The sequence below is a fragment of the Actinoplanes sp. NPDC051343 genome (assembly GCF_044455125.1).
Lineage (GTDB): Bacteria > Actinomycetota > Actinomycetes > Mycobacteriales > Micromonosporaceae > Actinoplanes.
The window spans coordinates 630,283-650,728 of record NZ_JBITEL010000003.1; the positions used below are offsets into that span (position 1 = coordinate 630,283).

Below are 20,446 nucleotides of genomic sequence, written 5' to 3' on the forward strand. Positions count from 1 at the left end.
GCAGCGTGGCGGCCCGGGTCGCGAGGGGCAGGGTGGTCGCATGAGCGTTCGACGGATCATGGGAACCGAGGTCGAGTACGGCATCTCGGTCCCCGGTCAGCCCGGCGCCAACCCGATGGTCACCTCGTCGCAGGTGGTCAACGCCTACGGCGCGCGGCCGGAGCTCAACCGCAACGGGCGGGCCCGGTGGGACTACGAGGAAGAGTCGCCGCTGCGCGACGCCCGCGGCTTCACCTACTCCGGGGCGGCCTACGACCCCGCCGACGCCCTGGCCGACGAGGACCTCGGGCTCGCCAACGTGATACTGACGAACGGCGCCCGGCTCTACGTCGACCACGCGCACCCCGAATACAGCACCCCCGAATGCACTAATCCGCTTGATATCGTCAAGTGGGACAAAGCAGGCGAACGGGTCATGGCCGAGGCGTCCCGGCGCGCCGCCACCATCCCCGGCACCCACCGCATCCAGCTCTACAAGAACAACACCGACAACAAGGGCGCATCGTACGGATCGCACGAAAACTATCTGATGCGGCGCCAGACCCCGTTCGCCGACATCGTCGCCCACCTGACCCCGTTCTTCGTCACCCGGCAGATCTTCACCGGCGTCGGCCGGGTCGGCATCGGCCAGGACGGCTCGGGCAGCGGCTTCCAGATCAGCTCCCGGGCCGACTTCTTCGAGGTCGAGGTCGGCCTCGAGACGACCCTCAAACGGCCGATCATCAACACCCGCGACGAGCCGCACTCCGACGCCGACAAATACCGCCGCCTCCACGTGATCATCGGGGACGCCAACCTCAGCGAGATCGCCACCTACCTCAAGATGGGCACCACCTCGCTCGTGCTCAACATGATCGAGGACAAGGTGTTCACCGGCGAACTCGGCATCGCCGACCCGGTCAGCGAGCTCAAGGCGGTCAGCCACGACCCGACCCTCAAGCACCTGATCCGGCTGCGCGACGGCCGCCGCCTCACCGCGCTCGACCTGCAGTGGGCCTACTACGAGCGGGCCCGCCAGTTCGTCGACGAGCGGGCCGGCGACGACGCCGACGACCAGACCGCCGACGTGCTCGACCGCTGGGAGGACGCGCTCGACAAGCTCGGCCGCGACCCGATGCTGCTCTCCGACACCCTCGACTGGGTGGCCAAGCTGCGGCTGCTCGAGGGCTACCGAGAACGCGAAAGCCTCGGCTGGTCGTCGCCCAAGCTGCAGCTGGTCGACCTGCAGTACGCCGACGTACGCCCCGAGAAGGGCCTCTACCACCGCCTGGTCGCCCGCGGGTCGATGAAGACCCTGCTCGACCCGGACGCCACGCAGCGCGCGATGTACGAGCCGCCGGAGGACACCCGGGCCTACTTCCGCGGCACCTGCCTCGCGAAGTACGCATCCGAAGTGGTCGCGGCGAGCTGGGACTCGGTCATCTTCGACGTCGGGCGCGAGTCGCTCGTGCGGGTGCCGATGATGGAACCGGAGCGCGGCACCCGGAAGCACGTGGGCGCGCTGTTCGACAAGTGCGAGAGCGCGAAGGACCTGCTCGAGGTCATCACCAGTCGCTGAGAAAACACCCGCTTGCGCGGGGGGAATTGTCGTATCAGCGAGGTAGGTTTTTCCCAACCCGATGTTGTGCGACTTCGGGTGGCTGAGAAGGGGGACACGATGGCAACCAGAGACACCGGCGGCCAGTCGCAGTCCGGCAAGAGCCGGCAGGACGAGGAAGTCGATGACGTCACCGTTGAGGCCAACCCGGAGGTAGCCGAGCGCCACGCCGAGATCACCGAGGACGTCGACGACCTGCTCGACGAAATCGACTCGGTTCTGGAAGAGAATGCCGAGGAATTTGTCCGCGGCTACGTCCAGAAAGGCGGCCAATGAGTGGAAATGTCCGATTCGCCGAGCGAGCCGGACGGCGTTCGGGCATGCCGCGATTGCGGCCTGATCAAACCCCTCACTGACTTCCACGTAAGCCTTAAGCGGAAAGGCGGCCGCGGCAGTTACTGCAAGGACTGCTTCAACGACCGCTCGAAAAGGAGCTACGCCAAGCGCGTAGCCGAGAAGTATGGCCGTCAGGTGCGCGAGGCTCTCGTGATACCTGACGGCCACCGTCACTGTCCCGACTGTGACGAGATCAAGCCGCTCGACGAGTTCCCGAGGAGTAAGAGCGGTCGTGGTGGCTTCGGTGGCTACTGCAAGCCGTGCCACAACGCCCGTGGCAAGGAGTCGAAGCAGCGCCTCCACGGGGCTCGCGGGAATACCACCTGCGGCGTCGTTACGGGATCGGGCAGGAGACTGTCGACGAGCTCCTCGCCGAGCAGGGTGGTGTCTGCGCGATCTGCCGCGCACCCGACCCTCAACACGTCGACCACGATCATCGCACCGGATGGGTGCGCGGGATATTGTGCTTCAACTGCAACGGCGGTCTCGGGCAGTTCCGTGACAATCCTGAGTACCTTGCCAGCGCGATCACGTATCTGAAAGGAACCACGTGGCTAAGGACTTTGATCCATCCGGGCGTCTACCGGATTTCTTCACCAACGCGGGGACGTCCTCCTTCACGCAGTTCCTGACCGAGACCCGTCCCGAGTTGCTGCCGGGTCGCCGGCCGCTGCCGCCGGGGATGTCGGCCGACATAGCGCCGCACGCCACCACGATCGTGGCGATCGCCACGAGCGAGGGTGTGGTGATGGCGGGTGACCGGCGCGCGACCATGGGCAACCTCATCGCCAGCCGTGACATCGAGAAGGTGCACACCGCTGACGCGTACTCGTTGATCGGCATCGCCGGCACGGCGGGCATCGGCATCGAGCTGATGCGGCTGTTCCAGGTCGAGCTGGAGCACTACGAGAAGATCGAGGGCACGATGCTCTCGCTCGACGGTAAGGCGAACCGCCTGGCCGGCATGGTCCGCGGCAATCTGGGCGCGGCGATGCAGGGTCTGGCCGTGGTGCCGCTGTTCGCGGGCTTCGACTTCGCACCGGTCGACCCGGGCCGCGTGGGCCGCATCTTCAGCTTCGACGTGGCCGGCGGGCTCTACGAGGAGACCGGTTACGACGCGATCGGCTCGGGTTCGCTGTTCGCCAAGTCGGCGCTGAAGAAGAAGTACCGCGCGGGTGTCGGCACCGACGAGGCGGTCCGGCTGGCCGTCGAGGCGCTCTACGATGCGGCCGACGACGACACCGCGACCGGCGGTCCCGACCTGACCCGCAAGATCTACCCGGTGGTGATGAGCGCGACGGCGAACGGCACGCACCGCCTGAGCGAGACCGAGATCAACGCGGTGGCCGAGGCCGTGGTCGCGGGCCGCATGGAGAACCCGGGCGGCTGATCGCTGCGCTTTCATGATCGACGAGCGTTGAGAGCAGCACGAGGGACGAGAGGGAGAAGCCACCCGTGGCCATGCAGTTCTACGCATCACCCGAGCAGGTCCAGCGCGACCGCTCGGAGTACGCCCGCAAGGGCATCGCCCGCGGCCGCTCCGCGGTGGTTCTGACCTATGAGGGCGGCATTCTGCTGGTCGCCGAGAACATCACCACCCTGCGCAAGATCAGCGAGATCTACGACCGCATCGGTTTCGCCGCGGTCGGCCGCTACAACGAGTTCGAGAACCTGCGCCGCCTGGGCGTCCGGATGGCCGACCTGAACGGCTACTCGTACGACCGGCGCGACGTGACCGGCCGCGCGCTGGCCAACGCGTTCACCCAGACCCTGGGCGCGATCTTCACCGAGACCCAGAAGCCGTACGAGGTGGAGATCTGTATTGCGCAGGTCGGGGCGTCGCCGGAGAGTGACGAGCTGTACCGCATCACGTACGACGGCTCGGTGATGGACGAGCCCGGTTTCATGGCGATGGGCGGCCAGACCGAGGCCATCTCGAACGTGCTGCGCGAGCGCCACGACACCAGCGCCGACCTGGTGACCGCGCTGGCCCTGGCGTCCGAGGCCCTGGGCAGCGTGGGCGGCGAGAACGGCGCGAAACGCAAGCTGGACGCCAAGCAGCTCGAGGTGGCGGTGCTGGACCGCCGCCGCAAGGGCCGCACCTTCCGCCGCATCACCGGCCCGTCGCTGATCCAGCTCCTGGGGGGCGACAAGAACGTGGCCGAAAAGGACCTGGGCGGCGTGGACGCGGCCCCGCCGAACCCGGCCGAGGACAAGCCCACGGTCTCGGCCGCCCCCGTGGTAGAGGACAAGACCACCGACGCAAAGGCAAAGCCGAAGCCGAAGGCAAAGGTCGAAAACGAGCCCCCCGCCACCGACGGCGACGCCACCGGCGAGGGCGAAAACGGCGACAACTCCTAACCAGGGCCAAAAACGAGGCCGCCAGGCCGACCCCCGGCCCCAGATCCGGGTGATCTCCTCGCGTCGGCGTGACCGATTCATCATGGGTGGCAGGGAGGCGCAAGCGCTTTTTGCATGCGCCTCCCTGCCACCCACGATTCGCTCCACCCCGGCGCAAGGCGCTCACCCAGGCCCAACCACGACTCACCAGGCGCAGAGATCCCCGAGCCGAGGCCGGGGGTCCGGGGCAGGGGGCAGAGCCCTCAGGGTCTCACCCCTCCAACAAGGGACCCCAAGCCGAGGGATGATCCCGATACCACCTCACAGTCCCCGCAACCCCGCTATCGAACTCAACCCCCGGATACCACCCAAACTCCGACCGCAACTTCTCATCCGACAACGCCCGCCGCTGATCATGCCCAGGCAGAACGGCAGAGGCCTCGATCCGAGCCTCCGGCACGCCCAGCTCCGCCACGATCACCCCGGCCACGTCCCGCTCGCCGAGTTCGATGCTGCCGCCCACGTGGTACACCTCCCCGGCCCGGCCTCCGGCGACCACCCGCCCCACCGCCTGCGAGCAGTCGGCGACGTGCAGCCAGTCCCGGACCGACCCGTTGACGACCACCGGCCTCCCGGTGAGCACCGATGTCACGACCCGGGGGAAGAACTTCTCCGGATGCTGTCCGGGCCCGAAGACCGAGCACACCCGCACCACCACCGCCCCGAGGCCGTGGGTGCGGTGGGCGGCCAGCGCCAGCAGGTCCGCGGTGGCTTTGGTGGCCGCGTACGGCGACGTGGGCGCGAGTGGCGCATCTTCCGCGTGGGCCCCGGTTTCCAGCGGCCCGTACACCGCGTCCGACGAGATCTGCACGAAGCGGTCGACGCCGTGGCGCCGGGCCGCGTCGAGCAGGACCTGGGTGCCGAGAACGTTCGATTCCATGAACGTGTCGGGGGAGATCAGGGACCGGTCGACCGAGGTCTCGGCGGCGAAGTTGACCACCGCGTCGTGCCCGCGCATCACCACGTCGGCCAGGGCCGCGTCGGCCACGTCGCCGGGGACGAAGTCGAGCCTCTTGTCGTGGGCTACGGCGCCCAGGTTGGCGAAGCTCGCGGCGTACGAAAGCTTGTCGATGACCGTGACCTGCGCGCCTTGAAGGCCCGGCAGTCGATCGGCGAGCAAGGATCGCACGAAGTGCGAGCCGAGGAAGCCGGCGCCGCCGGTGACCAAGAGGTTCATCAGAACCCGAGTGTATGGCCGGTTCGGCACCTTGTGTGCCGACTAATGCGCGAGTGGTGACTGCCAATGCCTGGCCGATGAGGCTAGTGTTTCGTCATGGAACGGCGAATTTTCGGCCTCGAGACCGAGTACGGAGTCACGTGCACTTATCGGGGGCAGCGGCGGCTGTCGCCGGACGAGGTGGCTCGCTACCTGTTCCGCCGAGTGGTCTCCTGGGGACGCAGCAGCAACGTGTTCCTCCGCAACGGCGCACGGCTCTACCTCGATGTCGGTTCCCACCCTGAATACGCGACCCCCGAGTGCGACTCCGTGACCGATCTCGTCGCCCATGACCGGGCCGGCGAGCGGATCCTCGAAGGCCTTCTGGTTGATGCCGAGAAGCGCCTGCATGACGAGGGCATCGCGGGCGAGATCTACCTGTTCAAGAACAACACCGACTCGGCCGGCAACTCGTACGGCTGCCACGAAAACTACCTGGTCAGCCGGCACGGTGAGTTCGGGCGGCTGGCCGACGTGCTGATCCCGTTCCTGGTCACCCGTCAGCTGATCTGTGGTGCCGGCAAGGTGCTGCAGACGCCGCGGGGTGCCGTGTTCTGCCTGTCCCAGCGCGCCGAGCACATCTGGGAGGGTGTCTCCAGCGCGACCACCCGGTCCCGGCCGATCATCAACACCCGCGACGAGCCGCACGCCGACGCCGAGCGTTACCGCCGGCTGCACGTGATCGTCGGCGACTCGAACATGAACGAGGTGACGACGCTTCTCAAGGTGGGCAGCGCCGACATCGTGCTGCGCATGATCGAGGCGGGCGTGGTGATGCGTGACCTGTCGCTGGAGAACCCGATCCGGGCGATCCGCGAGGTCAGTCACGACGTCACCGGCCGCCGCAAGATCCGCCTGGCCAACAACAAAGAGGTAAGCGCCCTCGAGATCCAGCAGGAATACCTGGCCAAGGCGACCGAGTTCGTGGAGCGCCGGGGCGGCGACCAGACCGCCAAGCGGGTCGTCGAGCTGTGGGGCCGGGTGCTCAACGCGATCGAGAGCGAAAACCTGGACCCGGTCTCCCGTGAGATCGACTGGGTCTCGAAGTACAAGCTGATCGAGCGTTATCAGGCCAAGCACGAGATCCCGATGTCGCATCCGCGCATCGCCCAGCTCGACCTGGCCTACCACGACGTGCGCCGGGGCCGCGGCCTCTACGCGCTGATGGAGAAGCGCAAGCAGGTCGACCGCATCGCCAACGACCTCGAGATCTTCGAGGCGAAGGAGACGCCGCCGCAGACCACCCGGGCGCGGCTGCGGGGCGAGTTCATCCGGCACGCGCAGGAGAAGCGGCGCGACTTCACCGTCGACTGGGTGCACCTCAAGCTCAACGACCAGGCCCAGCGCACGGTCCTCTGCAAGGACCCGTTCCGGGCGTACGACGAGCGCGTGGAGCGCCTGATCGCGAGCATGTGAGTTGGAGGAGCCGGAGAAGACGAGCCGCCTGGATCGCCGTCGTGAGCGGATCCGTGCGGAGATCCGGCGAAACCGGGAGGGCGGCCACAAGATCCCCACGTGGGTGTTGGCCGCCGTCCTGGGCCTCGTCCTGGCGGGGTGGCTGTGGCTGATCCTCGTGCGGTAGAACGTCGGGATGCTTCCTGCCGAGATCAGCGAATACCTGTTGGCTCACTGCACGCCCGCCGACGACGTCCTGCGTGACCTGGCCGCCGAGACCCGGTCGGCCTTCCCGGACCAGGCCGGCATGCAGGTCTCCCACGACGAGGGCGAACTGCTCACCCTGCTCGTCAAGTTGTCGGGCGCCCGAAACGCCGTCGAGGTGGGCGTCTTCACCGGTTACTCCGGTCTGTGCATCGCGCGCGGCCTGCCCGCCGACGGACACCTGCTCGCCTGCGACGTGTCGGAGGAGTTCACCGGCGTGGCCCGCCGCTACTGGGAGCGCGCCGGCCTCACCGGCCGCATCGAGCTGAGGATCGCCCCGGCTCTCGACACGCTGAAGGCGCTGCCGGGCGAGGAGGCGTTCGACTTCGCCTTCATCGACGCCGACAAGCTGGGCTACCGCGGCTACTACGAGGAGCTGGTGCCGCGCATGCGCCCGGGTGGCCTGCTCGTGCTCGACAACGTGCTGCGCGGCGGCAACGTCATCGCCGGCACCCGGCCGGCCGACATCGCGATCCGCGAGATCAATGACGCGATCGTCGCCGACCCACGGATCGAATCGGTCATGCTGCCGGTTCGTGACGGCGTGACGCTAGTCCGGAAACGCTAGTCTCGCCGCATGCCGCCCGGCCGCCGCGGCGGCCAGGAAATAGGCGCGGTCCTCGTTCAGCCCCCGGCCCATCGTCGACAGCCGGACCGGGCTGCGGCCCAGCGCCTCGAGGAGGCCGTCGACCCCGACGCGGACCAGGCGGTGCCTCGCGCTCAGCGGCGCGAGCGCCGCCTCGACCGTTTCGGCGAGCGCGAGGTCGAGGCCGTCCGGCACCGGCAGGTCGGCGGGGAGCAGGGCCACTTTGCCGTACGCGGTGAGGCTGTGATGAGACACACCTTGATGCCGCGGCCTGCCGTCTCCATCGGAGATGCGTAACGAGCCGACCGGACGCCCGCCCAGCGTGCCGATCGCGTTGATCGCCTCGCCCAGCGCAACCCCGGAGAAGCCCCAGGTCGTGCCCGTGCCGAGGTTGCCCGGGCCCTGCGCGACCACGGCGACGTCGGCGTCGAGCACGTGCCGCGCGGCGAGCAGCCCGCTGTGCACGGTGCTCGCCTCGAGGTCGCCTCCGAACGCCTGCCCGGTCGTGACCGTGCCGGCGAGGTGGTCGCGCAGCCCGTCGAGCGCGCGCGAGAACCAGGCCGGCAGCGCGCCGCCGTCGGTCATCACGTACGCCACGCGGGCGCCCGGCCGGTCGGCGTGTATGCCGGCCAGGACCGCCGGCAGGGCCGAGTGCAGGTCGGCGGTGACCACCGGCATGCCGTCCAGCGACTCGGCGGCCGCCATCACGTCGCGGTGCGGGGAGGCTTCCTCGTCGACGCCGAGCAGGATCGGCTGCAACGGCGTGTAGCGGGCCTTGACCAGGTGGCCCGAGTCGCGGGTGGTGCCGTCGGCCGGCGGGTCGGCGGGCAGCCGGTCGGGCAGCGCGACCACCATCGCGTACCCGCCGGTGCCGAGCCCCATCATCAGCGCGCCGACGTTGAGCAGCACCCGGTCGCCGGCCACCGGCTCGCCGACCAGGCCGGTGTAGGCCAGCGCGTAGATCAGCCCGTCGGGGGTGCCGACCTCGAGCTCGACCACCCCTCGCCACCGGCGCCGCACCTGCGAGACCATGCCCGAACGCCACCGCACCATGGCGGGAGAGGTTACTCGACGCCGCCGTCGATGTGGCTGCGACCGGTGTTGCCGCGCGTCGGGTCGAGGAAGACGTAGCGGATCGCCGGGTAGCGGCCCCGCAGCCGCCGCTCGGCGTCGTCCGACGCCGCCTCGATCTCGGCTCCGGTGACCTCGTCGTCGAAGTCGACCTTGGCCGCGACCAGGATGTCGCCCGGGCCGAGCTGCATGGTCAACAGGGTCGGGACGGCGACCACGATCGGGATCTCGTTGAGGTCCTGGGCGATCTGGTTGTGCATCCGCCGGGGCACCGCCCGGCCTACCAGCAGCGACACGTTGCTGCGGGCCAGGATGCCGGCGACGACGAAGAGCAGCAGGCCGATCACCACCGAGGCCAGGCCGTCCCAGACGTCGCTGCCGGTCAGCTCGGACAGCAGCAGGCCCAGGCCGGCCGCGACCAGGCCGACCAGGGCGGCCGAGTCCTCGAAGTAGACCGCCTTGACCGTGGTGTCCGGTGTCAGCCGCAGGAACCGCAGCGGGGTGATGCCCCACCGCCGCGATTCCCCGGCGACCTGGCGTTTCGCACGCAGGAACGACGTGCCCTCGGCGACGAACGAGACCGCCAGCACGATGTACGACCAGAGGAAGCTGCCGATCTCCTCGCCGTGCACGATGGTCGTGACCCCGTGGTAGATCGAGAAGCCGGCGCCGCCGACGAAGGTGAACAGCGAGGCGATGAACGCCCAGACGAAACTCTCCTTGCCGTACCCGAACGGGTGAGCCTCGTCGGCCGGCTTGTGGCCCCGGCGCAGCGCCACGAACAGGAAGACCTCGGTGACCGTGTCGGCCAGCGAGTGCGCGGCCTCGGACAGCATCGCGGCCGATCCGGAGAACAGGCCGGCTGCCATCTTGGCCACCGCGATGAGCAGATTGGCGCCGCCGGCCAGGATTACCGTGCCGACGCTGTCGCTTTCGCCCTCTTCGCCGGGTGCGTCCGGGATGTCCAGGGGCTCGGCGGCGGCTAGGCCGATGGGGGTCTCTTCGTCCTCTTGCGTGCTCACCGCCCATCCATTCCCCGGCCGGTTATGAATAACCGTCTCGGCGTCCAGGCTGCTAGCGTTGCGTCTCGTGTCGCGGACCCGCACCGAGCGCCTGGTGAACCTGGTGATCTGCCTGCTGTCCACACGACGGTTCCTCACCGCCGCGCAGATCGCCGCGACCGTCCCCGGTTACGAGCACGACCCCGAGGACCCGAAGGACCACGAGGCCTTCCAGCGCAAGTTCGAGCGCGACAAGGCCGAGCTGCGTGAGCTGGGCGTTCCCCTGGAGACCGGCACCGACAGCGTCTTCGACCAGGAGCCGGGCTACCGCATCGCCCCCCGCGAATACGCGCTGCCCGACATCATCCTGGAGCCCGACGAAGCCGCCGCGGTCGGCATCGCGGCCCGTCTCTGGCAGCACGCCGGCCTCGCCGCGGCCGCCTCGTCCGGCCTGGCCAAACTCCGCGCGGCCGGGGTCGAGGTCGACCCCCAGGCCACGCTCGGCGTCGAACCGGTCGTCGCGGTCGACCCGGCGTTCGCCCCGCTGACCAACGCGGCCCGCGACCGCCGGGCGGTCACCTTCGCCTACCGGGCGCCCGAGGTCGACGACGCCTCGACCCGGCGCCTCGAGCCGTGGGGCGTCGTCTGCTGGCGCGGCCGGTGGTACGTGGTCGGTCACGACCGCGACCGCGGCGCCACCCGCTGCTTCCGGCTCTCGCGCATCGTCGGCGACGTGCGCCCGGCCGGCCGGCCCGGCGCGTTCACCCCGCCGGAGAACGCCGACCTGATCAGCCACGTCGCGCGGTGGTCGGGCCCGCCGGCGCAGCGTACGGGAAGAGCGACCGTGACCGTCCGTCCCGGCCGGGCGGCCGGGTTGCGCCGATGGGCGACGTCGGCCGACGGCGACACGCTGACCCTTCCGTACGCGGATGCCGAGTTCATGGCCGAACAGATCGTGGGATACGGCGCCGACGTGCGTGTCGAGGGGCCGCCCGAGGTCCGCGACGCCGTGATCCAGCGCCTCAAGGAGGTCGTGACGCAGCTGGAGCGCGCGACCCCGGCCGGTGTCGGCGCCGGTCGGCCCGCGGACGCGCCCGCCGACGGCCGGACGGGTGCGGCAGCGGCCGATGGCCCCACGGGTGCGGCCCCGGCGGACGGCCGGACGGGTGCGGCCCCGGCGGTAGCGTCGTGACCGGGCCGCGGCAGTCCGTCGACCGGCTCGGCCGGCTGCTCAACCTCGTGCCCTACCTGCTGGCCCGGCCCGGCATCCTGGTCGCCGAGGCGGCCGCCGACCTCGGGGTCAGCGAACGCCAGCTGCGCGAAGACCTCGAACTGCTGTGGGTGTGCGGGCTGCCCGGCTACGGCCCCGGCGACCTGATCGACATGGCGCTCGACGGCGACCGGGTCACGATCAGCCACGACGCCGGCATCGACCGGCCGCTGCGCCTCACCCCCGACGAGGCGCTCGCCCTGGTGGTGGCCCTGCGGATGCTCGCCGAGACGCCGGGCGCGGGCAACCGCGACGCCATCGAGCGGGCCCTCGCCAAGATCGAGAGCGCGGCGGGCGACCTGGCCGGCGCCCCGGTCGCGGTGCGGCTGCCGGCCAACGCGGAACGCCTCGACCGGCTGCGGGCCGCGGTCGACAGCGGGCATGCGCTGCACCTGACCTACTACACGGCCACCCGCGACGAGACCACCGAGCGGGTCGTCGACCCGATGCGGATGCTGATGGTCGGCGGCAAGGCGTACCTGGAGGCCTGGTGCCGCCGGGCCGAGGCGACCCGGATGTTCCGGGTCGACCGCATCGACGACTTCACCGAACTCGGGGAGCCGGCCCGGCCACCGGTCGAGGCGGTGCCGCACGACGTCAGTGCCGGCGTCTTCACCCCCGGCGCCGAACTGCCGCTGGTCACCCTGCGGGTCGGCCGGCGCAGCCGGTGGATCACCGAGTACTACCCGGTCGAGGAGGTGCGGCGCACAGGCGACGAGTGGGTGGTCACCATGCGGGTCACCGACCTGGGCTGGGCCCGGCGGCTGCTGCTCGGCATGGGCCCCGACGTGACCGTGCTCGGGCCGCCCGAGCTGATCGAGCGCATCCGCGCCCAGGCGACGGCCGCGCTCGACCAGTACGCGACGCCGACCCGCTAGGGTGGCGGGCGTGATGCTCTGGATCTGGATCGCCGCGGTCGTGGTCGCCCTGATCGCGCTGGCCGTCGCCGGCGCCAAGCTGCTCGGTCAGCTCGGCGGTCTCCGGCGCGCCGCGGTCAAGTTGCAGCGGCGCCAGGCCGACGCGGCGAAGCTCCAGCAGGGCGCCGCCGAACTCGAGCAGACGCTGGCCCGCCTGCAGCAACGCACCGAGGAACTGCAAGATCGCCTGGCCGCCCTCAGCGCCGAGAAGTGACCTTTACACCGGATGTGAACGGCAGGTAACGTGCGCCGTTCGAGCCTCGTTGTCCAAGACTTCGGGAGATGGGCGTAAATCGAGCGGGTCCGGCTGGTCGCTCCGGCCGAATTGACACGTACGATGGACCCCGCACACCTGATCCGACCGACTGGAGCACTCCCATGGGCGGCCTTAGGCCATGGCACATCATCCTCATCGTGGTAGTCCTCGTGCTGCTCTTCGGCGCCAAGCGGCTGCCGGACGCGGCGCGGTCGCTCGGCCGTTCCTTGCGGATCATCAAGGCCGAGACCCAGGGCCTGATCAACGATGACAACAACGTCGCCGAGAAGGCCGACGCCCAGCACGGCCGGGAGCCGCTCAACGGTGAGGTCCAGGCCTACCCGCAGCAGCCTTACCAGCAGCAGCAGCCGGCGCCGCAATACCAGCAGCAGCCGCCGCAGCCGCAGCAGCCGCCCGCGCCGCAATACCAGCAGCAGCCGCCGGCGCAGCAATACGCGGACCCGACCGCCGCTCCCCGCGCCAACGACCGCTGACCTGGTGTCATGGCACTGAGCCTCAGCCGTCGCACGGAGAAGCAGCCGAGTCAGTTCGAGCGTGCTTCCGACGGCTCCATGTCGCTGATGGACCACGTCCGTGAGCTGCGGAGCCGGCTGTTCATCGCGGCCATCGGGCTGGTCGTCGGCCTGATCGTCGGCTTCATCGTGTCCAAGGGCGTGTTCGACATTCTGTCGAAGCCGTACTGCACGCTGCCCTCGTCGCAGGGGGTGCGGCCGAACGGCACGAGGTACTGCGACTTCGTCGTCCTCGGTGTGGGTGACCCGCTCGTCGTCCGCCTGAAGGTCGCGCTGTGGGTGGGGCTGTTCCTGGGCTCGCCGGTCTGGCTCTACCAGTTGTGGGCGTTCGTCGCCCCGGGCCTGCACCGGCACGAGCGCAAGTGGGCGTACATCTTCGCCGGCATCGCCGCCCCGCTGTTCATCGGCGGCGGCTCCCTCGCCTACTTCATGATCTTCCACAGCCTGCCGTGGATCATGGACGCCGGTGTGCTGGGGCAACCCACGAAACTCGAGGTCTCGGCCTATCTGAGCTTCGTGACGAACATGATCCTGCTGTTCGGCTGCGGTTTCGAGTTCCCGCTGCTGCTGATGATGCTCAACTTCACCGGTGTGCTCAGCGCGCGCAAGCTGCTCAGCTGGTGGCGCGTCGTCGTGTTCCTCTGCTTCGCCTTCGCCGCAATCGCCACACCCGACCCGGGTCCGTTCGGCATGACCGCCCTGGCCGCCGCGATGTCCCTGCTCTACTTCATAGCGGTCGGCGTGGCCTGGCTCAACGACCGGCGCAAGGGCCGCGGCAAGGAGATGTACGCCGGCCTCGACGACGACCAGATCTCCCCGCTGGCCGACGAACGCGTATCGGTAGGCGCCGCCGACCCGATCGAGCCGCCGACCCCGGTCAGCGGCCCAGGCACCATCGACGGCCCGACCCCGGTCGAGCGCCCGAGGCCCTTGGACAACCGCTTCGACGACATGACCTGACCTACGCGCACAAGCTGACAGCTGCGGCCGTGGCCCGAACTCCGGGACACGGCCGCCCTGTTTATTTCCGAAATCCCCCACCCGCCCCGACCCGCGTGCCGTGCCCGCCACGCCGCCCACGCCCGCTGGGCCTGCACGGTTTCTGGCACTGACCGTGCCGCTCGCGGTGACCGGGCCGCTCGCGGTGACCGGGCCGCTCGCGGTGACCGGGCCGCTCGCGGTGACCGGGCCGCTCGCGGTGACCGGGCCGTTCGCGGTGACCGGGCCGTTCGCGGTGACCGGGCCGTTCGCGGTGACCGGGCCGTTCGCGGTGACCGTGCCTCCTGCGTTTGCTGGATGTCCGCCCGCTGCGCCTGCCGCGTGTGCCGCACCCGCCGCCTCCGCTGCGCCTGCGGTATGTGCGGCGCCCGCTGCGCTCGCCGCGTGTACTGCGCCAGTAGGGGTCCGCGCCGCCCGCACCCGCTGCATGTGCGGGGCCGCTGCCCCTGCCGCCTGTGCTCCGCCGACCGCGTTTGCCGCACCCGCCTCCGCTACGGCTGCCGTGTGTGCGGCGTCCGCCGCGCTCGCCGCGTGTGTTGCGCGAGCAAGTGGTTCGCGCTGCCCAGCAAGTGCAACGGCGCGTGTGCGGCGCCCGCCACTGCGGCCGCATGTGTCGTGCCTGCCGCAGTTCTGCGCGTGCCGTGCTGGCCGTGTCCTGCGTCGCCGACTGCGCCTGCTGCGTGTGCCGCGCCTACGACGCAGCGAGGACTCATGGCGGTCGCCACACCAGGCGGCCGCCCTGTGCCGCCGGTTTGGCCGCCTGAACCTTGCCGATGCACGCAGCGCGGCCGCCACGCGCCCGTGGGCGGGCAGATGGAGGCGGGGGACGTGGCGGGCTGCCTCGGCCGGCGTGCTCAGCGGTGGTGACCGGAGGCGCGTAACAGGTGTTACGGGGGTGAACGGGCCGGTAGCCTGCGCGCTGTGACCAGCGACGACATTGCGGTGCTTGCCAACCCCTCGGCGGGGCGGGGGCGGCGCCGTGCGTTGCTGCCTGCGGTGCTGGCTGCGCTCCGGGAGTCGGGGCGGGGGGTGCGGGTGCTGGAGGCGTCCAGTGGTGAGGAAGCCGAGAAGGCCTGTCGGCGGGCCGTTGGTGAAGGGGTGGCCGCCCTCGTCGCCGTGGGTGGGGACGGGACCGTTCACCAAGGGTTGCAGGCGGTTGCTGAGCAGCCGGTCGGCTTCGGGGTGGTGCCGGCGGGGACCGGGAACGATTTTGCGGCCTGCACGGGCGTACCGCCGGAGCCGGTGGCGGCAGCCACCGCGATCTCGGACGCTCTGCGTGAGGGGCGGCACGTCGCCCTTGATCTTGCCCGGGCGGTGGGGACCGACGGGGAAGTGCGGTGGTTCGGGGCGGTTCTGGCGGCCGGGTTCGACGCGATTGTCAACGAGCGGGCCAACCGGATGCGGTGGCCGCGCGGGCCGCGGCGCTATGACGTGGCGATTCTGCTTGAGATGGCCCGGGTGCGGCCGCGAATCTACGGGCTGGAACTGGACGGGGCTGACCGCAGCTTTGAAGGGACGCTGGTTGCGGTGGGTAACTGCGCCAGCTACGGCGGGGGGATGCGGATCGTGCCGGACGCTGACCCGGCCGACGGGCTGCTCGACGTGATCGTCGCGGCTCCGCTCGGGCGGGCGGCGCTGGCCCGGCTCAAGCCGCGGCTGCGGCGCGGGACGCACGTCACCGACCCGCGGGTGACCACCTACCGGGCGCGGCAGGTGAGGCTGCACGCCGACGGGATCATCGGGTACGCGGACGGGGAGCGGATCGGGCCGCTGCCGCTGGAGGTCACGTGCGTGCCGGGTGCGGTTCGGTTGCTCCGGTAGCTTCGAGGTCAGTTTCCCCGGGGCCGGCCGAACGGGAAGGCATGAATCTGAGCTCGCTCGCCACCAACGCCCTCGCGACGACCCGCTCGACGTTCAAGGGCCTGGCCGAGGCCGCGGTCCCCGCCGGAGACGAGACGGCCGCCAAGACGCCGGCGCAGACCGAGCGCACCGAGGCTACGCCGGTGGTCAAGGTCGAGGCGTCCGTGACGAAGCCCAAGGGTGTCCGCCGGGGCGTCGCGCTCGACGCGTACGCCTGAAACAGCTTCAGCGGGAGGTCAGCGCGAGTGTCGCGCTGAGGCCGTTGGGGCGGCCGGGGCCTGCCGCAGGCAGCACCAGGGCCGCGCAGCCGGCCTGCACCGCACCCGCGTCGGCCTGCGAGTCGCCGACCATCAGCGTGTTTTCGGGGTCGACGCCGAGCATGCCGCAGGCGCGCAGGAAGATCGCCGGGTCGGGCTTGGTGCGGCCGACCTCGAAGCTCAGCGCGAACGCGTCGACCAGGGCGTCGAAGCCCCATGCCGCGAAGTGCGGGCGGATGTCGAAGCCGACGTTGCTGACCACGCCGACCTTGACGCCCGAGCCGTGCAGGCTGCGCAGCGTTTCCTCGGTGTCGGCGTACGGTAGCCAGCCGGCCGGGCCCAGCAGCCGGTCGTAGAGCGCATCGGCCAGGCCCTCGACCTCGGTCGGCACGGTGGCCGCCAGACCCGTGTAGGCGGCCCGGTGGGCGTGCGCGTAGAGATCTCGCTCGGCCCAGTGTTCGGCCAGGTGCGGGGGTACGCGGTGGGGCAGCGGTCCGCCCGCGCGCCCGGCCGTCACCAGCCGGTCGGCCAGGACCGTCGCCTTGGCCCGGTCGAGGTCGTGCCCGCAGGCCCCGGCCGCGGCGAGAACCCAGGCCACCGGATCTTCCACCTGGGCCAGGGTGCCGTGGAAGTCGAACAGCACGGCATCCACAGGGCGAGACGAGACATCCGGCACGCCGTGCACCTTACCCACCGCCCGTGTGCTGCCAGTTGTCACACCCACGAACTAACCTTGCGGGCATGACTAGTCCCGCCGAGAAATATGCGGCATCGAAACGGCGGGCGGCGTTTCCGGCCCTCGAGGACTTCATGGTCGACGTCGGGTTCGACCTCGACGACTTCCAGCGGTCGGCCTGCGAGTCCCTCGAGCGGGGCAGCGGTGTGCTGGTGTGCGCGCCGACCGGGGCCGGCAAGACGGTGGTCGGCGAGTTCGCGGTGCACCTGGCGCTGCGGGCCGGCGAGCGTAAGTGCTTCTACACGACGCCGATCAAGGCGCTGTCCAATCAGAAGTACCACGATCTGGTCGAGCGTTACGGCAGTGACAAGGTCGGCCTGCTGACGGGCGACAACGCCATCAACGGCGACGCACCGGTGATCGTGATGACCACCGAGGTGCTGCGCAACATGCTCTACGCCGGCTCGGCCTCGCTGAAAAACCTGGCCTACGTGGTGATGGACGAGGTGCATTACCTCGCCGACCGGTTCCGCGGCGCGGTCTGGGAAGAGGTGATCATCCACCTCCCGGCTTCGGTGACCCTGATCTCGCTGTCGGCCACGGTCAGCAACTACGAGGAGTTCGCCGACTGGCTGGTGACCGTGCGCGGCGAGACCGAGGTCGTGGTCAGCGAGCACCGGCCGGTCCCGCTCTGGCAGCACATGCTGGTCGGCAAGCGCATGTTCGACCTGTTCCACGACGCCGACGCGGCCCGGAAGCACGATGTGCACCCTGAACTGCTGCGCTACGGCCGCGAGATGTTCCGCCGGACCGAGATGACGGGCGGTCGCGGCCGCCGCTGGCAGCCGCCGCCGCGGGCCGAGGTGATCGACCGGCTGGAGCGGGGTGGCCTGCTGCCGGCGATCCTGTTCATCTTCAGCCGGGCCGGCTGCGACGCGGCCGTCCAGCAGTGCCTCAACGCGGGGCTGCGGCTGACCGACTCCGAGGAGCGGGCCGAGATCCGGCGCATCGCCGAGGCCAAGGTCGCCTCGGTGCCTCGGGAAGACCTGTCGGTGCTGGGCTACTGGGAGTGGCTCGACGGGCTGGAGCGGGGCCTCGCCGCCCACCACGCCGGCATGCTGCCCGCCTTCAAGGAGGCGGTCGAGGAGTGCTTCGTGCGGGGCCTGGTCAAGGCGGTCTTCGCGACCGAGACGCTGGCCCTGGGCATCAACATGCCGGCCCGCTGCGTCGTGCTCGAACGGCTGGTCAAGTTCAACGGCGAGGCACACGTCGACCTCACCCCGGGCGAATACACGCAGCTCACCGGCCGGGCCGGGCGCCGTGGCATCGACGTCGAGGGCCACGCGGTGGTGCTGTGGAGCCCCGACGTCGACCCCCGGCACGTGGCCGGGCTCGCGTCCACCCGCACCTACCCGCTCCGCTCGTCGTTCCGCCCGTCCTACAACATGGCGGTCAACCTGGTCGGCACGGTCGGCCCGGACAAGTCCCGTGAGCTGCTCGAGTCGTCGTTCGCCCAGTTCCAGGCCGACCGGTCGGTCGTCGGGCTGGCCCGGCAGGTCCAGCGCAACGTCGAGACGATGGAGACGTACGCCCAGGACGCGGCCTGCCACCACGGCGACTTCGACGAATACTTCGCGATCCGCGTCGCCATCGCCGACCGGGAGAAGGCCATGGTGCGGCAGGGCGCCAACCAGCGCCGGGCAGCCGCCGTCTCCTCGCTGGAGCGTCTGCGCATCGGCGACGTCATCCGGGTGCCGCAGGGCCGCCGGGCCGGCCTGGCCGTGGTGCTCGAGGGCGCGACCGGCGGCTTCGGCGAACCCCGCCCGCTCGTGCTCACTCAGGACCGCTGGGCGGGCCGGGTCAGCCCGGCCGACTTCGCCGGTGAGGTCGAGGTGCTCGAGCGCATCCGCGTGCCCAAGCATTTCAACCACCGCTCGCCGGCCGCCCGCCGCGACCTGGCCGCCCAGGTCAGCGCCACCGGCCTCGACCGGCACGGCGGCCGCCGGCGCGGCCGCGGCAACCCGGGCGAGGACGCCGAGATCGCGCTGCTCAAGGTGCGGCTGCGGCAGCACCCGTGCCACGCGTGTCCCGACCGGGAGGAGCACGCCCGCTGGGCCGAGCGCCGCCACCGCCTGCAGCGCGACACCGAGGCGCTGCGCGACAAGGTGGCCGGGCGCACCGGCTCGCTGGCCCGCACCTTCGACGAGGTGTGCGCGGTGCTCACCGACCGGGGTTATCTGGCCGGCGACGGCGAGGTCACCGAGGCCGGGCGCATGCTGGGCCGCATCTGGTCGGAGGCCGACCTGCTGGTCGCCGAGTGCCTCCGTCAGGGCATCTGGGAGGGCCTGGCCCCCGACGAACTGGCCGCCGCGGCGTCCATGGTGCTCTACGAGTCGCGCCGGGAGGGCGACGACCGGGCCTCGGTGCCGAAGGGCCCGGTCACCTCGGCGGTCGACGCCTGCACCAAGCTGTGGGGCGAGATCGCGTCCGACGAGAGCGAGCACGGGCTGACCCTGACCCGCGAGCCCGACCCCGGGTTCGTCTGGCCGATGTACCGCTGGGCGCGCGGCGAACCGCTGGCCAAGGTGCTTTCCAGCGGCCACAACTACGACGCCGACATGCCGGCCGGCGACTTCGTGCGCTGGGCTCGTCAGGTGCTCGACCTGCTCGGTCAGATCAAGGATGCGCCGGCTGCCTCGGTCGCGGTTCGCGATGCGGCCCGGCTGGCCATCGCCACGGTCAACCGCGGGGTACTGGCATATCAGACCGCGCTCTAGAGTAGAGATCCGTCCGAAGACGAGAACGGGGCTCGCGTTGGCCAGTGAATCCTTCGACACGACGGTGGCCCATCCGGCCCGTCGCTACAACTACTGGCTCGGCGGCAAGGACAACTTCGCCGCCGACCGGGCCAACGGTGACGCGGTCGAGGCGGCGATGCCGACGATCCGCCTGATGGCGATGGAGAACCGCCGCTTCCTCGGCCGGGCGGCCCGGTTCCTGGCCCGGCAGGGCATCCGGCAGTTCCTCGACATCGGCACCGGCATCCCGGCACCGGGAAACACCCACGAGGTGGTCCAGGCCGTCGATGGGACGGCCAAGATCGTGTACGTGGACAACGACCCGATCGTGCTCAGCCACGCCCGGGCCCTGCTCACCAGCGCACCCAGCGGCACGGTCGACTACCTCGACGCCGACCTGCGTGACCCGCGCACCATTCTGCGCGACGCCGCCAAGACCCTCGACTTCACCGAGCCGGTCGGCCTGCTGCTGGTCGCGGTGCTGCATTTCATCCGCGACGACGAAGACCCGCAGGGCATCGTGAACACGCTGCTCGACGCCCTGCCGTCCGGCAGTTACATCATCGCGACCCACGCGACGTGGGAGTTCAATCCGGCCGAGGTGGTCGAGAAGCTGCAGGCGGCCAACCCCGACGGCCGGTTCGTGCCGCGGGACGGCGCCGACTTCGTGCGCTTCTTCGACGGCCTCGAGCCGGTCGAGCCGGGCCTGATATCGGTGGCCCACTGGCGGGCCGAGACCGAGGCGGAGCAGCCGCGGCCGTCCGCCGAGGACGTCTCCTGCTTCGGGTACGTCGCCCGCAAGCCGTGATCGACTACGACCGCGAGGCAGCGTCCGGTGTGGCTGCTCCACCTTCTCGACGAGGTCCGCTCGGCGCGGGCCCTGGCCGAGGCCGTCCGCGTCCTGAGACCCGGCGGCCGCGTGATCACGACCGTCGACAAGGGGCCGCCTATTTCGCCGCACCCAGCGATCTGGCCGAAACGACAGCTGCCTGGCGGGTCCGCACCGATGCGACC

At 70.5% G+C, this 20,446-nt stretch carries 20 protein-coding genes and 1 pseudogene; 17 read left to right on the forward strand and 4 right to left on the reverse strand.

Annotated elements, in window-relative coordinates; all coding sequences use genetic code 11:
• The first annotated feature begins 40 nt into the window (after positions 1–40).
• The 5 genes from dop to prcA all read left to right on the forward strand — a co-directional run bounded on the left by dop (position 41) and on the right by prcA (position 4,294).
• Positions 41–1,558, forward strand: a complete 1,518-nt coding sequence (gene dop / locus ACIA5C_RS13505; RefSeq protein WP_396054104.1) for a depupylase/deamidase Dop — start codon at positions 41–43, stop codon at positions 1,556–1,558.
• 99 nt (positions 1,559–1,657) lie between these two features.
• Positions 1,658–1,873: a ubiquitin-like protein Pup gene (locus ACIA5C_RS13510; RefSeq protein ID WP_396054340.1), complete on the forward strand. Its 216-nt coding sequence runs from the start codon at positions 1,658–1,660 to the stop codon at positions 1,871–1,873.
• A 320-nt stretch (positions 1,874–2,193) separates the two neighbouring features.
• Positions 2,194–2,565: an endonuclease VII domain-containing protein gene (locus tag ACIA5C_RS13515; RefSeq protein ID WP_396054106.1), complete on the forward strand. Its 372-nt coding sequence runs from the start codon at positions 2,194–2,196 to the stop codon at positions 2,563–2,565.
• Entirely contained in the window at positions 2,484–3,323 is an 840-nt protein-coding gene (gene prcB / locus ACIA5C_RS13520; RefSeq protein ID WP_396054108.1) for a proteasome subunit beta, read from the forward strand. The genes ACIA5C_RS13515 and prcB overlap by 82 nt, the downstream gene beginning before the upstream one ends.
• 71 nt (positions 3,324–3,394) lie before the next feature.
• The gene (gene prcA, locus ACIA5C_RS13525; RefSeq protein ID WP_396054342.1) at positions 3,395–4,294 is read left to right on the forward strand and encodes a proteasome subunit alpha; all 900 of its coding nucleotides are present in this window, start codon (positions 3,395–3,397) and stop codon (positions 4,292–4,294) included.
• Between the two features lie 250 nt (positions 4,295–4,544).
• On the opposite strand, the gene ACIA5C_RS13530 is transcribed toward prcA, so the two are convergent.
• Positions 4,545–5,510, reverse strand: a complete 966-nt coding sequence (locus tag ACIA5C_RS13530) for a dTDP-glucose 4,6-dehydratase (protein ID WP_396054110.1) — start codon at positions 5,508–5,510, stop codon at positions 4,545–4,547.
• Between the two features lie 96 nt (positions 5,511–5,606).
• On the opposite strand from ACIA5C_RS13530, the gene pafA reads away from it, so the two are divergent.
• The 3 genes from pafA to ACIA5C_RS13545 are packed head-to-tail and all read left to right on the forward strand — an operon-like array spanning position 5,607 to position 7,776.
• Positions 5,607–6,965, forward strand: a complete 1,359-nt coding sequence (pafA, locus tag ACIA5C_RS13535) for a Pup--protein ligase (RefSeq protein ID WP_396054112.1) — start codon at positions 5,607–5,609, stop codon at positions 6,963–6,965.
• Between the two features lies 1 nt (position 6,966).
• Entirely contained in the window at positions 6,967–7,131 is a 165-nt protein-coding gene (locus ACIA5C_RS13540) for a hypothetical protein (RefSeq protein WP_396054114.1), read from the forward strand.
• Positions 7,132–7,140: 9 nt separating this feature from the next.
• Positions 7,141–7,776: an O-methyltransferase gene (locus ACIA5C_RS13545; RefSeq protein WP_396054116.1), complete on the forward strand. Its 636-nt coding sequence runs from the start codon at positions 7,141–7,143 to the stop codon at positions 7,774–7,776.
• Here ACIA5C_RS13545 and ACIA5C_RS13550 read toward each other — a convergent pair.
• Both ACIA5C_RS13550 and ACIA5C_RS13555 read right to left on the reverse strand, forming a co-directional pair.
• On the reverse strand, positions 7,759–8,847 hold the full coding sequence (locus tag ACIA5C_RS13550) for a DUF3866 family protein (RefSeq protein WP_396054118.1): 1,089 nt from the start codon (positions 8,845–8,847) through the stop codon (positions 7,759–7,761). The two genes, ACIA5C_RS13545 and ACIA5C_RS13550, sit on opposite strands and share 18 nt — an antisense overlap.
• A gap of 11 nt (positions 8,848–8,858) precedes the next feature.
• Positions 8,859–9,827, reverse strand: coding sequence for a cation diffusion facilitator family transporter (locus ACIA5C_RS13555; protein WP_396054345.1), 969 nt, complete (start codon positions 9,825–9,827; stop codon positions 8,859–8,861).
• A 127-nt stretch (positions 9,828–9,954) separates the two neighbouring features.
• On the opposite strand from ACIA5C_RS13555, the pseudogene ACIA5C_RS13560 reads away from it, so the two are divergent.
• From ACIA5C_RS13560 to ACIA5C_RS13590, 7 genes and pseudogenes are all read left to right on the forward strand, one after another.
• Positions 9,955–10,908, forward strand: a pseudogene (locus tag ACIA5C_RS13560) (helix-turn-helix transcriptional regulator); the annotation flags it as partial.
• Positions 10,909–11,054: 146 nt separating this feature from the next.
• Positions 11,055–12,014, forward strand: a complete 960-nt coding sequence (locus ACIA5C_RS13565) for a helix-turn-helix transcriptional regulator (RefSeq protein WP_396054120.1) — start codon at positions 11,055–11,057, stop codon at positions 12,012–12,014.
• Between the two features lie 13 nt (positions 12,015–12,027).
• Positions 12,028–12,267, forward strand: a complete 240-nt coding sequence (locus tag ACIA5C_RS13570) for a hypothetical protein (protein ID WP_396054347.1) — start codon at positions 12,028–12,030, stop codon at positions 12,265–12,267.
• A 164-nt stretch (positions 12,268–12,431) separates the two neighbouring features.
• The gene (gene tatA, locus ACIA5C_RS13575; RefSeq protein ID WP_396054122.1) at positions 12,432–12,803 is read left to right on the forward strand and encodes a Sec-independent protein translocase subunit TatA; all 372 of its coding nucleotides are present in this window, start codon (positions 12,432–12,434) and stop codon (positions 12,801–12,803) included.
• A 9-nt stretch (positions 12,804–12,812) separates the two neighbouring features.
• Positions 12,813–13,802 (forward strand): twin-arginine translocase subunit TatC, encoded by a 990-nt coding sequence (gene tatC, locus ACIA5C_RS13580; RefSeq protein ID WP_396054124.1) that lies wholly within the window; start codon positions 12,813–12,815, stop codon positions 13,800–13,802.
• 951 nt (positions 13,803–14,753) lie between these two features.
• Positions 14,754–15,662: a diacylglycerol kinase family protein gene (locus tag ACIA5C_RS13585; RefSeq protein ID WP_396054349.1), complete on the forward strand. Its 909-nt coding sequence runs from the start codon at positions 14,754–14,756 to the stop codon at positions 15,660–15,662.
• A 41-nt stretch (positions 15,663–15,703) separates the two neighbouring features.
• The gene (locus ACIA5C_RS13590) at positions 15,704–15,919 is read left to right on the forward strand and encodes a hypothetical protein (RefSeq protein WP_396054126.1); all 216 of its coding nucleotides are present in this window, start codon (positions 15,704–15,706) and stop codon (positions 15,917–15,919) included.
• A 7-nt stretch (positions 15,920–15,926) separates the two neighbouring features.
• Here the strand turns inward: ACIA5C_RS13590 and ACIA5C_RS13595 are convergent, their stop codons facing one another.
• Positions 15,927–16,643: an HAD family hydrolase gene (locus tag ACIA5C_RS13595; protein ID WP_396054351.1), complete on the reverse strand. Its 717-nt coding sequence runs from the start codon at positions 16,641–16,643 to the stop codon at positions 15,927–15,929.
• A gap of 56 nt (positions 16,644–16,699) precedes the next feature.
• Between ACIA5C_RS13595 and ACIA5C_RS13600 the strand changes: the two genes are divergently transcribed.
• Both ACIA5C_RS13600 and ACIA5C_RS13605 read left to right on the forward strand, forming a co-directional pair.
• Entirely contained in the window at positions 16,700–19,411 is a 2,712-nt protein-coding gene (locus ACIA5C_RS13600; RefSeq protein WP_396054128.1) for a DEAD/DEAH box helicase, read from the forward strand.
• Between the two features lie 37 nt (positions 19,412–19,448).
• On the forward strand, positions 19,449–20,240 hold the full coding sequence (locus ACIA5C_RS13605) for an SAM-dependent methyltransferase (RefSeq protein ID WP_396054130.1): 792 nt from the start codon (positions 19,449–19,451) through the stop codon (positions 20,238–20,240).
• The last annotated feature ends 206 nt before the right edge of the window (positions 20,241–20,446 follow it).